We start from the raw sequence: 12820 nt of genomic DNA, 5'->3' as shown, positions 1-12820 counted from the left end.
AATAATCAGTTTATTTATCATTCCGTAGGAATCTCAGCATAGATTTTTAACGAACTTAGATTCACGCTACACTTCGTTTAGCTCTGAATGACAAAGATACTGTTAAAAAAGCCGGATATTAAAGACTAGATCCAATTATTTAAAGATGAAACATCCATTTATCCTATTTTATCTTTTCTGCAACGTTTTTATTTATGCGTTTCATGGAGGTTTTTTGGTATATTTCTTTTGTTTTCTTGGGTTTATGACGGTTTTAGCTTGGGGGGCTTTCGATATTACGTTAGGATATTTCGTAAACAGCATTACGAATAAAAGAACGAAAATCAAAGAAGTGGCTTTGACTTTCGATGACGGACCCACCGAATTTACACCGAAATTTTTAGATATATTAAAAGAAAACAATATAAAAGCCACCTTTTTTTGTATCGGAAAACAGATTGAAAAATATCCGGAAACCTTTCAAAGAATTATTGCAGAAGGTCATACGATTGGAAATCACACCTTTTCGCATTCGAATACGACGGGCTTTTTATCAGCATCCAAAATGGTTGAAGAGATTGAAAAATGTGATAACATCATATTGAAAATTGGGAATTTAAAGACCAATTTATATCGCCCTCCATTCGGAGTTACGAATCCGAATATTGCCAAAGCCATAAAAAAAACTCACAAAAAAAGCATCGGTTGGAATGTCCGTTCTTTAGACACAATTACTGAAAATGAGAAAAAAATTTACCAGAAAATTACAAAAAGTATAAAAAAAGGGAGTATCATTCTTCTGCATGACACTTCGGAGAAAACGTACAATGTTTTGGTGGATTTATTAGTATTTTTAAAGAATAAAAAATACTCAACTTTTACGGTTGATTCAATGATAAAAAATCAAAAAAATGATTAAAAATATTGCTTTTGGAACATTTCTATTAGTTTCTAATTTCATTTTTGCTCAAAATATGGCAATGTCAGGAGCTGAAGCAAAAGCGTTTGTCACTAAAGTTTCATCGGAAACAAAGGAAATAAAATCTTTGCAGGCTGATTTTACCCAGACCAAAAAAATGGACTTTTTGGATAAAAGTATCATTACTTACGGAAAAATGTCTTTAAAAACTCCGAATATGTTGGCTTGGAAGTATACAAAACCTTATCAGTACAGCATTGTTTTTAAGAATAATAAAATTTTCATCAATGATCAGGGTAAAAAATCTTCGGTTGATGCAAAGAGCAAAACGTTTGAAAAAATCAATAAGTTAATCGTTGGAAGCTCTAACGGACAAATGTTCAACGACCCTGAATTTTCTGTTTCTTATTTTAAAAATGCGTATTTCAACATTGCAAAATTTACTCCGAAATCGGCCCAATTGCTGAAATATATTAAGCAAATTGAATTGAGCTTTCCGAAAGATCAATCAACAGTTTCTCAGGTTAATATGACGGAAGCATCGGGAGATACAACGAATATTGTTTTCAAAAATACAAAGATCAATGCGCCGATTTCTGCTTCAGAGTTTTCTTTATAGTTTGATTTTATTGTCGTTTATTTCGTGTAAAACTTACAAGCTGACTGATGTAAAATCTATTCCTAATTCTGAAAAAATGGTTGAAAATTTATACTTTTCTTCCAAGGAAGATTACGTTTATAAATGTCAAATGGATATTTACAACAATCATGTAAGCGGAATTTTAAGTATAAAAAAAATTAACGAAACAATGCACCGTGTTGCAATGACTTCTGATTTTGGAAATAAATTAATTGATTTTGAAATTTCAGAGAATGATTTTAAACTCAATTATGTTCTTCCGGATTTGGATAAAAAAATTGTTATCAACTTTTTAAAGAATGATTTTCAACAACTTTTAAAGCAAAAATATCCTGTAACAAAAAGTTTTGAAAACGGAAATTCTAAAATTTATCTTTCAAAAATTGATAAAAAATCTTACTATTTATTCTTCAACAAAGAAAATAGTTTATTAAATCAAATCATTTACATGAAAAATAATATGGAGAAAATCGATTTCACTTTTGATGCAAAAAAACATATCTTCGCCGATAGTTTGAATCTTCAACATAAAGATTTCAAAATCAACATAAAACTATTTCAAATAACTGAAACAGAATAATATGCAAACCATTCTTACAGATTTTTATACTTTGGAATCATATGAACAGGCAGAAAACGGAAGTTATATTGCCAATATTTCCCTTAATAAAAATCATAAAATTTTCATGGGGCATTTCCCTGGAAATCCTGTAACTCCGGGAGTTTGTATGATGCAGATCGTGAAAGAACTGACGGAAGAATTTACAGGATCAAAATTATTCTTAAAAACAGCTTCTAATGTAAAATTTATGGCAATCATCAATCCATTTGAAACACCGGATTTGAAACTGCATCTCGATATCACTCAAACGGAAGAAGAAGTGAAAGTAAAAAACACAACTTCTTTTGGCGAGACTATTGCATTAAAAATGTCAGTAAACTATCAAAAGTTGACATTATGAAACTTATTTTTTCATTTTTAGCGGCTTTTATTCTGTTTTTTCAATCGAGTCTTGAGACTCTGAGAGAAAGCTACACAAAGGCAAATTCTTCAAATGCGAATACAGAAGCATTCATCAATGCTGCAGAAAAAACATCGGGTTCTGATGCCGTGATCCAGGGTTATAAAGCTGCAGCGCAAATTATGGAAGCGAAAACTGCAAAGACGAATAGAAAAGCATTGGTGAAATCTGGCGCAACAAGTCTTGAAAGCATTATTAAAAATAATCCCAATAATGCTGAACTAAGAGTGATCAGAATGAGCGTTCAGGAAAATATCCCGAAAATTGTAGCATATAGAGGAAGTCTTAAAGATGATAAAGCATTTCTTTTAAATAATTACAACAAGCAAAATGCTTCACTTAAAAATTATATTAAAAGATTTGCCGCACAGTCTAAAACCATGACCGACGCAGAAAGAGCAACATTAAAATAACCCAATGACCCTGCCAGAAGTGCAAAACGCAATCTCTAAAAAAAAGATCTGTGTTTTAATACCTACTTACAACAATGAAAAAACCCTGAAAAGGGTGATTGATGATGTGTTGGATTACACCAAAAACATCATTGTTGTCAACGACGGCTCTACCGATTCCACAAAGCAAATTTTAAGACAATATACTCAAATTAACGTCATCAGTTTGCTTGAGAACAGAGGAAAAGGAAACGGCTTGAATATAGGCTTCAGAAAGGCAAAAGAATCAGGCTACAACTATGCAATAACCATCGATTCCGACGGGCAGCATTATCCCGATGATATTCCTGTTTTTGTAGAAGCTTTGCTTAATGAAAAGGAAGATGTTTTATTGATTGGAAACCGAAATATGTCTCAGGACGGAATTCCAAAGAAAAGCAGCTTTGGGAACCGTTTTTCTAATTTTTGGTTTTGGTTCGAGACAGGAATTAAGCTTGAAGATACGCAATCCGGCTATCGATTATACCCTTTACACAGAATTCCGAAAAAATATTTCACTCCGAAATTTGAATTTGAAATCGAAATTATCGTACGAACAGCGTGGCGACACGTTCAAGTGAAAAATGTTCCCATAAAAGTACTATATGATCCTGCGGAAAGAGTTTCTCATTTCAGACCTTTTAAAGACTTTACAAGGATCAGTATTCTTAATACAATCTTGGTAATGATCACTTTGCTTTACATTATTCCGCGAAATTTCGTGGATAATTTCAAAAAAAAAAGCATTAGAAAATTCATAAAAGAAGATGTGATGGCAAGTGATGGCACCAATCGTACAAAGGCTTTCTCCATTGCACTAGGTGTATTCATCGGGCTTTCCCCTTTCTGGGGATTTCATACTCTACTGGTGATTTCTCTCGCAGTACTTTTTAAATTGAACAAAGTATTGGCATTTATGGCCTCCAACGTGAGCCTTCCTCCTTTTATTCCCTTTATCATAGCCGCATCTCTATTTCTCGGGACGCCGTTTGTACACACAGACAGCAATATTTTAAATCAGGAATTAAATTTTGAGCTGGTAAAAAATAATCTTCTTCAATATGTAATCGGAAGCGCGATTTTAGCAATCTCACTATCAGCAATTGCAGGAATCACTACATTCCTGTTTCTCAACAAAGTAAATCCAGAAAATAATTGACGGAATCAGGAGCTAATTCCTGCTTTCACTACTCGTTTTTTCGGGTTTAGGCTCGGCGGCGAAGCCGCCGAGCCTAAACCCGAAAAAAGCTCAAACATGTCGCTCAATCAGGGCTAAGCTTTTGTCGTTATACAAATTATCTCAACTTTTTCAACGTTTTCTTCAGATAATTCTCAAGGTTTTTTCGATCCGGAACCGTTGCAATTTCTTTCGTTAAAGCTTTTTCAAATTCAACTTTTGCTTTAGAATAGTCTTTTTTATTAAAATAATATTTTCCAGCCTGATAATAAACAATCCAAAAATCAGGATTTAAGGACTGATAATAATTGATAAAATCCTCTGAAAGTCTAGCTTTTTTATCACCGATAAAATCTTCAATATGAGAACTTAATTTCTTATATTCATCGTAATTTTTCAACTCTTGAGAATCTACAAAAGGATCTTTTGCAATATTCAATTCAGATTTTGAAAATATTCCGTTTTTTAATCTTTTATTAGAAAAAATTTCATTTAGATCATAACAGACAAACTCTCCCAGCTGATAAGGATTTGCCGAAATCCATACCAATTTTTTTCGAGGAGAAAAAATCACCGCATGATGCGCCAACAGCTGATTGATTGCCTTTTCATTACCATAACCAATCTTCTCCCCTTTCAGACCCGATTGATCTCTTAAAATCGAAGCCATTTTTTCAGGGTTTAATTTCTTATTTTCTTTTAAAAGTTCCTGCAATTTTTCGTACCGATACTCAGAATGACTTTCAAGAATATGTTTCTGGTTACGTTTATCGTTTTTATAAACATCCGACTGAAAATGATTGGTACAAAAGATACGGCTTGTATTTTCAACTTTGTATACTCCAAAATTATCCGGGGAAATCTCAATAATCACAGCATTTTTATCATTTGCACTTCCCACCAGAATAGATTCTGAAACGAAAACTTTTCTCTTTTTCGCAATCTCAATCGCTTCATCGATATTTTTAGCGTATTGTAAAATTTCTTTTGTTACCAAAGAAATCGGCGTTTTTGCCGTCAACGGAATTTTAGATTTTCCCGCATTAATTGTCACTGTAATTCCTTCTTTATTCATCCCGGAAACGACACCAATCATTCCCGGCCAACATACAGATAAATAAGGGATTCCGTCTTCAGGTTCTACAAATTCGATAAGCTTATTTTTAGCGAAATCATCACCTACATAAAAGTCAAAATTTCTTCCAATCAGCAAGTCTCCATCTTCCGTATTTTCGTTCCAAACCGCGAGAGAAGTGCAACCAACGACCATCAGATCCTGCATCACATGACCGATGTCATGCGCTCCGTGCAGATACATGCTTCTCAAAAATTTCGGTGCAATAAAATCATATTTATCTGAAGAATATTGAGATAATCCATATAATTCAGCCTGGTAATCTTCACGAACGTTCAGGTACATTTTTCGGTTGTACCATTTCAGAAAACCTCTCAACAGATTTTGTTTAAACTTCGAGGGTACAAAACCTTCCACTTTTGAAAAGAAAATTTCTTCCTGTTTCTGCATCAGATTTTGCGTTAACGCTCCATTGTTATAGCCCAGCTGTAAAGGATTTCCTTTAATATACAATTCCCAGAGCTGCTGCTTATTTTTTGTTAAATAATTTTCATTAAAACTAAAAGTGGAATCGTTTATTCTACTGACTTTCGGAATCTCAAGCGAATATTGTTTTACATCAGGAATATGGTTGACGGATTTTCTAATTCCGCAAGATGCGAGGATCAGAATGAAACAAAAGAAAAATAAAGCATTTATGTTATGCTGTTTGCTATTCTGACGATAGGAAGAATCTCTTTTTATAAGTTTAGATTCTTTATTTCGCTTCGCTTCATTCAGAATGACAAAAGACTGCATATAATCTTTCTTCTTATTTTTCACTTTTATTTTTATTAATCAAATGTGTTAATCTTTCATCAACAACCTCTTTTCCAAGGATTTCCGCGCAAGTATTAAAAGCACCAATGGTACAGCCCAAAATTCCGTGCATATTCACCGATTGCCCTGTCAGAAAGAGGTTTTCTATTTTTGTACGTGGTGAAACCATTGTTTTCAAGGGATTTTCTGAGCTTTTGACATAACCATACATATTCCCGTCGAAACTTCCGATATAATCACGGTATGACAGAGGAGATGACGTGTAGGTTTTCTTGATAGCCTGCCTTAAGTTCGGGATTTTCTTTTCTAAGGCAGTAATCATCTTTTCAGCTTTTTCAAGTTTGAACTTTTCATACAGTTCACCCCGCTCGTGCTCGTCGGCAACCGTATTGAAAGTTGTTTCCCACTCTTTAACTTCTTCAAAATCCATGTAAGAAATTGCCGTCAGGCTTTCAGCAAATCCCGGATACAGCTTTGATTGGGTGGAAGAAAGCATATACGTCTCAGGCCATGAATTTTTACTGTAACGATAAGCATTCCAGACCAGTTCTTCATTTGAATAATGGTAAATATTATAATTAAAATTCGGCAAAATGTGAGGTTTCAATACGAAATAAACACTGAAACATGAAGGAACAGGTTCCCAGCTCATGATTCTGTTTAAAAAGGATTTTTTTAATTTTTCTTCACCAATTAATTTAATTGTTGAACGGATTTCTATATTTGAAATTATTTTTTTTGCGAAATACTCTTTTCCCGTCTTGGTTTTTATACCTGCTAAAGAATTTTCATTAAAAATAAATTCAGAAACTTCTGAATGTTTATGAACCCCCGCTCCATATTCCCGAAGTCTGCGAATCAGCAATTTTGAAATCTGACTTCCTCCTTTTATGCATTTATAAGCACTTTGAATATAGGAATCTACCGTTAAAGCATGAACATAAAATGGAACATTTTTCGAATCTCCGGCGTATAAAAAATTTGAACCCAATAAAACAGATTGTAGTTTTTTATTCGTTGTTAAAGATTCAATAAATCTTTTGGTATTCAGGTAGAGAAGTTCCTCATTGTAATTATATTTTCCAACCAAATTATATCTTGGAAACTGGCTGCAAACCCTTTGAATTTCTTCACAATAATTTTCTAAATTTTCTCTTTCTTCCGGAAAATGTTTCGATAGCTGTTCAACAAAATTTTTGTAACCCTGCGCATGAGGATATTGTGTTTCATCATCCCCGAAAGTGATTTTATCATAGCCGTCTTCGTCCATTTTATGAAGCTCAAGCTCATCCATAATTTCCAGATAAGAAAAATACTGATGAAGGTTCTGCCCTTCCGAAAGACCACCCAAATAATGAACTCCGGTATCAAAAATAAGTTTATCGCGGGAAAATGTCTGCAAATTTCCACCGTATTGATTGTTTTTCTCTAGGACACACACCTTTAAGCCTTCTTTGGCTAAAATTAAAGCCGAAACAAGTCCTCCCAATCCGCTACCGATTACAAGTATGTCAAATTCTTTTTTCAAAGGAAAAAATTAATTACTAAGAAATTTAGAAATAATTTTATTTAACGCAAAGTTCGCAAAGATTTTTTTACTACTAACTGTTTTTAAGTTCGCAAAAGCGTTAATACTCAGCAAAGTAAAATCTAATCAATGAAAATCAAAGCAAAAAAAGGATTAATTCGTAAAAGAATCTTAGTGTTTGAGTTTAAAAATTAGTTTTTTCGAAGTAAAAGTAGGGAATTTAATCAATATCATCCCAAAAATTGAAGTAATTGAACCATTGAAGAGGATATTTTTTAATCATGGACTCTAAATTTTGAGTATAGGAATTCAAAAGTCCCTGCGCATCACGTTTTTTGACGTTTTGAGCAACTCGCGCGTACAAATGATAATGAAGATTTTTTTCTTTCATCACATACACATACACAACCGGAACGCCTAATCTTGAAGCAATCATGAAAGGACCTGCCGGAAATTTTGCTGATTTTCCGAGTAAATCTCCTTCCAAAAATTTAGAACCTTCAAAATAACGGTCACCTGTAAAACAAATTAGTTCGTTTTTTGACAACGCTTCATTGATATCGAAAATATGCGACATATCTTCTTTTACGTAAATGAATTTGATGCTACTCGCTTTAACGGAAACACTTTCAAGATATTCTTTAATCACTGTAATTTCCTGATCTGTTGTCACTAAATTAATTTGACAATCAAAATCAATATCTGCAAAAAAATGTTCTGCAATTTCGAAATTTCCGATATGGGCACTGATTAAAACGCCTCCTTTTTTCTCGACTAAAAGGTTTCGGAGGTTTTCAATCCCGTCGAATTCGTAGGTATACTTTTCGCGTAATCCTACAGAAATTGCAGTTTTATCAATCAAAACCGTTCCGAAAGTGAAATAACTTTTAATTAAAGAAATTTTTGTTTTCCAATAGCCGTAATTCAGTCTTTTCTGGAAATAGTATCTGTAGTATTTGTTGCTATTTTTTTCGAATAAAAAGTAATAGAATGCAACAAAATAAAGCACGAAATATGAATTCCGGATCCCGATATTTCTAATGCACCAGACGAAAATCCTGTAGCCCAGAATTGTGCCTTTAGATTTACCTTTCCACTTGTTCATAGTATTAATTTAACAATGTATCAATCTAACAGTGTAACAATTTATGAGACTTAAAGCATTGGTAAACTGTTTAATTGGTATATGGTTACATTTAACTAAAGTAGGCTTTAGTAGATAGTTATGCGTTTTTTTCAGCGATTTTCTTCTCGATAGTCGAATAGAAGTCATCGAACGTGATTATTTTCTTGAAGTCTGTCTCTCCCAATTTTACACCGAAGTTAGATTCAATCACTACAACCATATCAATATAATCTAAGCTGTCTAAGCCTAAAGTCGTTTTTAAGTTTGCTTCATTGCTGATTTCATCGCCGTCTACCTCAAATTCATTAACCAAAAAGTTGTTGACGATCGCAACAATTTTTTCCCTTTCCATGTTTTTAATCAAATTTTTTAACAATTAATGCGGAATTTGTCCCCCCAAATCCAAAAGAATTTGACAAAAATACGTCAATTTTTTGACTTTTTGTTTTTGCTACTAAATTTATCTTTTTTGCCTCATCGTCAGGGCTTTCCAGATTGATATTCGGAGCGATGAAATCGTTTTGCATCATCAGAATCGAGTAAATAACTTCACTTGCGCCTGCCATCCAACATTCGTGACCGGTCATAGATTTGGTGGAGCTTACCGGCACCTCACCACCGAAAATTTCGTAGATCGCCTTTGCTTCGTTTGCGTCTCCAATTGGTGTGGAAGTCGCATGAGCATTAATATAATCGATATCTTTTGCCGTTAAACCGGACTGTTTCAATGCTCTGTTCATAGCCAAAGCAGGACCGTCAACATTCGGTGTTGAAATATGTCCACCGTTTGAAGAAAACCCGTATCCAACGATTTCAGCAATGATATTGGCACCTCTATTTTGGGCAGATTCTAAACTTTCAACAATTAAAGTTGCCGCTCCACCACTAGGAATCAAGCCGTCTCTTGCAGAATCGAAAGGTCTTGATGCTTTTGTCGGTTCGTCTTCTCTCACAGAAAAAACGCCCAGTCCGTCAAAACTCGCCATCGAATATTTGTTGGTTTCCTGAGCTCCTCCACAAACAATCATATCCTGGAATCCGTTTTTAATCATCATATAAGCCAATCCCAAAGAATGAGAACCGCTTGCACAAGCTGCACTGATGGTTAAATTGATTCCTCTTAATTTAAAAATCGTAGAAAGATTCATCGTCACCGTAGAGTTCATCGATTTGAAAATCGCTCCTGAACCCATTAAAGTAGTATCTTTTTTCTCTCTTGCAATGTCGATTGATTCTACAACTGCCTGAGAAACACTGTCGTTTCCGTATAAAATTCCGACTTCGTTATTATCTAAGAAGTCCTGATCGATATTGGCTTGTTTTAAAGCATCTAAAGTTGCGATATAAGCGTATTCGCTTTCTTCACCCATGCTTACACGCTGTCTGCGGTTTAAAAGATTCTTCAAATCCGGTTTCGGGACAACTCCCGTTAATCCCGATCTGAAACCAAATTCTTTTCTTTCGTCCACCAAAACAATTCCGGATTTTCCTTGAAATAAAGATTCTTTCACCTCTTCCAAAGAAGTTCCGATGCAGGAATAAATTCCCATTCCGGTAATTACAACCCTATTTTCCATGCTTTTTAAATTTAACAATGTATCAGTTTAACAATGTATCAGTTTACCGATGTATCAATTTTACATTAAATCAATATTGGTAAATTTTTACATTGGTAGATTGTTACATTATTTACGAGTAGATTCCTCCGTTAATATTGATTACTTCACCTGTAATGTATGATGACTTTTTAGATGCTAAAAACGCTACCAAATCTGCCACTTCTTCCGCTTCACCAAATCGGTTGGCAGGAATCATTGCTTTTAATTCATCTTCATTAAATTCCTGAGTCATATCTGTTTTGATGAATCCCGGTGCAACTGCATTTACAGTGATATTTCTTTTTGCCACTTCCTGTGCCAACGCTTTTGTAGCTCCCACCAAAGCGCCTTTTGCCGCAGAATAATTGGTTTGCCCTGCAGTTCCCTTCACTCCGGAAACAGAAACCATATTGATAATTCTGCCGTATTTATTACGCAACAATTTTTGAATAAAGAAATTCGTCACGTTGAAAAAACCATTTAAGCTTGTGTTAATCACAGCATTCCAATCCTCACTAGGCATCCACATAAATAATCCGTCTCTTGTGATTCCGGCATTATTTACAATAACCTCAACAATAGATTTTGGGTTGTTTTCCTGCCATTCTGTTAAAACTTTCTGAGTTTCTTCGGCATTTCCTACATCGAATTTCAGAATTTCTCCTGTAGAACCCAATTCTTCCACTTTAGCTAAAGTTTCCTTTGCTGCTGCTTCGTTTGAAGTATAATTAATTAAAATATGATAATTTTTATCTTCAGCCAGTTTTATACAGATTGCTCTTCCAATTCCCCTTGAGCCGCCTGTGATGATTGCACATTTCATTGGTTGTTGTTTTTACCAGATTATGGTTTTATATTTCCATAGGTTTCACCTACGGCTATTATTGTTGAACCCTCCGGGTTCTCCTCGAACCCATTATCTTTTTAAATATTGTTTTACTTTCTCCAAATACGGATACATTACCATGTCATTTGAGAACGTGGGAATGATTTTTCTTATTTCATCGTACAATTCTTTTGTTGACGTTGAAACTTTATCTTTAAACTCAAGATATTCAATGGCCTGAACAATGGTGATGGCTTCGATTGCCAATACTTCGAAGGCATTTTCGATCACCTTTCTGCAGATTACGGCAGCATTGGTTCCCATGCTTACAATATCCTGATTATCATTATTATTTGGAATACTGTGAACATACATCGAATTTGACAACATCTGGCTTTCCGCCGTGGTAGAAGTTGCTGTGAACTGAACACCCTGCATTCCGAAATTGAAACCTAATTTACCTAAATTTACAAAAGGAGGCAAGATTTCGTTGATTTTAGCATTCAAAAGATAATTTAATTGTCTTTCTGCTAACATCGTCAGTTTCGTGACAACAATTTTCAGCTTGTCCATTTCTAGAGAAATATAATCTCCGTGGAAGTTTCCTCCATGGTAAACGTGCTGATCTTCAACGTTTATGATGGGATTATCATTTGCTGAATTGATCTCATTTTCCAGCACTTTTTCAGTGTATTCCAACGTGTCCAAAACAGGTCCTAAAATCTGCGGAACACATCTTAAAGAATAATATTCCTGAACTTTTTCTTTGAAAACTTTTTCTTGTTCTTCAAAGTGAGTATATAAATGATCAGCTCTTTTTCTGATCAATTTGCTGTCAGCCAAATGTTCGCGCATTCTTGCTGCAATTTCCTGCTGACCTTCGTGAAGTTTTGTTCCATTTAAAACCTGAGATAAATGATCGTCGTAAGCCTGAACAATTTCATTGATCGCGCAAGATAATTTAATAGAAACATTTATTAATTGATTCGCTTTGTGCGCATTAACGATTCCAATTCCGGACATGACAGAAGTTCCATTCATTAAAGCTAATCCTTCACGAATTTCAACTCGAATCGGTTCTAAACCTTCAAGTTCGAAAACTTCTTTCGTTAATTTTCTTTCACCTTTATAAAAAACTTCACCTTCACCGATTAAAACCAAAGCCAAGTGCGCCAATTGTACCAAATCTCCACTCGCTCCAACTCCACCGTGTTCGAAAATCAACGGTGTAATATCTCTGTTTATTAATTCTTTAAGTAAATTAACAACTGACTGATGAACACCCGATTTTCCTAAAGACAAAGTATTCATTCTTGCCAGCATACAAGCTTTTACCTCATCTGCAGGAAGTGGATTTCCAATCCCTGAAGAATGGCTTCTGATTAAATTATATTGAAGCTGGTGCGTGTCCTCATCACTGATTTTGAACTGTGCCATCGGTCCAAAACCTGTGTTTACGCCATAGATTACTTTATTTTTCGAAAAATTCTTCAAAAACTGAAAACTTTCATCCACTCTGGCAAGAAGTGTTTCATCCAGTTCTATTTTTTCATTATTAATAATGATTTTTTTAAAGTCGTTCAGTTCTAAAAAGTTATTTATTTTCATTAATTAAAAGTAATAAATAGATAATATTGTAATTATTAATTAATTGTCATTAATTTTGCGGCAAAGATAGAA

13 protein-coding genes are annotated in these 12820 nt (G+C 34.3%); 6 read left to right on the top strand and 7 right to left on the bottom strand.

Annotation, left to right across the window (positions count from 1 at the left end):
* Positions 1-145 precede the first annotated feature (145 nt).
* From BW926_RS01620 to BW926_RS01595, 6 genes are all read left to right on the top strand, one after another.
* Positions 146-898: a polysaccharide deacetylase family protein gene (locus BW926_RS01620; protein ID WP_076443648.1), complete on the top strand. Its 753-nt coding sequence runs from the start codon at positions 146-148 to the stop codon at positions 896-898.
* Complete coding sequence (locus BW926_RS01615) at positions 891-1517, top strand: flexirubin biosynthesis/transport protein LolA2 (protein ID WP_076443647.1); 627 nt, start codon at positions 891-893, stop codon at positions 1515-1517. Before BW926_RS01620 ends, BW926_RS01615 begins: the two co-directional genes overlap by 8 nt.
* A 76-nt stretch (positions 1518-1593) precedes the next feature.
* On the top strand, positions 1594-2118 hold the full coding sequence (locus BW926_RS01610) for a flexirubin biosynthesis protein LolB2 (protein ID WP_228403374.1): 525 nt from the start codon (positions 1594-1596) through the stop codon (positions 2116-2118).
* A 1-nt stretch (position 2119) separates the two neighbouring features.
* Complete coding sequence (locus BW926_RS01605; protein WP_143756482.1) at positions 2120-2500, top strand: ApeI family dehydratase; 381 nt, start codon at positions 2120-2122, stop codon at positions 2498-2500.
* Positions 2497-2973 carry a hypothetical protein gene (locus BW926_RS01600; protein ID WP_076443646.1) on the top strand — a complete coding sequence of 159 codons (477 nt, stop codon included), beginning with the start codon at positions 2497-2499 and terminating at the stop codon, positions 2971-2973. The genes BW926_RS01605 and BW926_RS01600 overlap by 4 nt, the downstream gene beginning before the upstream one ends.
* 4 nt (positions 2974-2977) lie before the next feature.
* Positions 2978-4150, top strand: coding sequence for a DUF2062 domain-containing protein (locus tag BW926_RS01595; protein WP_076443645.1), 1173 nt, complete (start codon positions 2978-2980; stop codon positions 4148-4150).
* 136 nt (positions 4151-4286) lie between these two features.
* On the opposite strand, the gene BW926_RS01590 is transcribed toward BW926_RS01595, so the two are convergent.
* The 7 genes from BW926_RS01590 to hutH all read right to left on the bottom strand — a co-directional run bounded on the left by BW926_RS01590 (position 4287) and on the right by hutH (position 12748).
* Positions 4287-6065, bottom strand: coding sequence for a C45 family autoproteolytic acyltransferase/hydolase (locus BW926_RS01590; protein WP_228403373.1), 1779 nt, complete (start codon positions 6063-6065; stop codon positions 4287-4289).
* A complete protein-coding gene (locus tag BW926_RS01585; RefSeq protein ID WP_076443644.1) occupies positions 6055-7590 on the bottom strand; it encodes a phytoene desaturase family protein in 1536 nt (511 codons plus the stop codon). The genes BW926_RS01590 and BW926_RS01585 overlap by 11 nt, the downstream gene beginning before the upstream one ends.
* Before the next feature lie 220 nt (positions 7591-7810).
* The gene (locus tag BW926_RS01580; protein WP_076443643.1) at positions 7811-8695 is read right to left on the bottom strand and encodes an LpxL/LpxP family acyltransferase; all 885 of its coding nucleotides are present in this window, start codon (positions 8693-8695) and stop codon (positions 7811-7813) included.
* 118 nt (positions 8696-8813) lie between these two features.
* Positions 8814-9068: an acyl carrier protein gene (locus tag BW926_RS01575; RefSeq protein WP_076443684.1), complete on the bottom strand. Its 255-nt coding sequence runs from the start codon at positions 9066-9068 to the stop codon at positions 8814-8816.
* 4 nt (positions 9069-9072) lie between these two features.
* Positions 9073-10293, bottom strand: coding sequence for a beta-ketoacyl-[acyl-carrier-protein] synthase family protein (locus BW926_RS01570; protein ID WP_076443642.1), 1221 nt, complete (start codon positions 10291-10293; stop codon positions 9073-9075).
* 112 nt (positions 10294-10405) lie between these two features.
* Complete coding sequence (gene fabG / locus BW926_RS01565) at positions 10406-11137, bottom strand: flexirubin biosynthesis SDR family reductase FlxB (RefSeq protein ID WP_076443641.1); 732 nt, start codon at positions 11135-11137, stop codon at positions 10406-10408.
* A 93-nt stretch (positions 11138-11230) separates the two neighbouring features.
* Complete coding sequence (gene hutH / locus BW926_RS01560) at positions 11231-12748, bottom strand: flexirubin biosynthesis tyrosine ammonia-lyase FlxA (protein ID WP_076443640.1); 1518 nt, start codon at positions 12746-12748, stop codon at positions 11231-11233.
* Positions 12749-12820: the final 72 nt, after the last annotated feature.

Source organism: Chryseobacterium sp. RU37D, assembly GCF_900156075.1.
In the GTDB taxonomy this organism is placed as follows: Bacteria; Bacteroidota; Bacteroidia; order Flavobacteriales; family Weeksellaceae; genus Chryseobacterium.
The sequence above is the reverse complement of the archived record's forward strand: the minus strand, read 5'-3'. Positions and strand labels throughout refer to the sequence as shown.

What these genes read in the sequence shown, in the direction of transcription:
- BW926_RS01595 (WP_076443645.1), top strand. Translation starts at nt 2,978, where the DNA reads ATGACCCTGCCAGAAGTGCAAAACGCAATCTCTAAAAAAAAGATCTGT.
- BW926_RS01615 (WP_076443647.1), top strand. Translation starts at nt 891, where the DNA reads ATGATTAAAAATATTGCTTTTGGAACATTTCTATTAGTTTCTAATTTC.
- BW926_RS01605 (WP_143756482.1), top strand. Translation starts at nt 2,120, where the DNA reads ATGCAAACCATTCTTACAGATTTTTATACTTTGGAATCATATGAACAG.
- BW926_RS01610 (WP_228403374.1), top strand. Translation starts at nt 1,594, where the DNA reads ATGGTTGAAAATTTATACTTTTCTTCCAAGGAAGATTACGTTTATAAA.
- fabG (WP_076443641.1), bottom strand. Translation starts at nt 11,137, where the DNA reads ATGAAATGTGCAATCATCACAGGCGGCTCAAGGGGAATTGGAAGAGCA.
- BW926_RS01570 (WP_076443642.1), bottom strand. Translation starts at nt 10,293, where the DNA reads ATGGAAAATAGGGTTGTAATTACCGGAATGGGAATTTATTCCTGCATC.
- BW926_RS01620 (WP_076443648.1), top strand. Translation starts at nt 146, where the DNA reads ATGAAACATCCATTTATCCTATTTTATCTTTTCTGCAACGTTTTTATT.
- BW926_RS01575 (WP_076443684.1), bottom strand. Translation starts at nt 9,068, where the DNA reads ATGGAAAGGGAAAAAATTGTTGCGATCGTCAACAACTTTTTGGTTAAT.
- BW926_RS01580 (WP_076443643.1), bottom strand. Translation starts at nt 8,695, where the DNA reads ATGAACAAGTGGAAAGGTAAATCTAAAGGCACAATTCTGGGCTACAGG.
- hutH (WP_076443640.1), bottom strand. Translation starts at nt 12,748, where the DNA reads ATGAAAATAAATAACTTTTTAGAACTGAACGACTTTAAAAAAATCATT.
- BW926_RS01600 (WP_076443646.1), top strand. Translation starts at nt 2,497, where the DNA reads ATGAAACTTATTTTTTCATTTTTAGCGGCTTTTATTCTGTTTTTTCAA.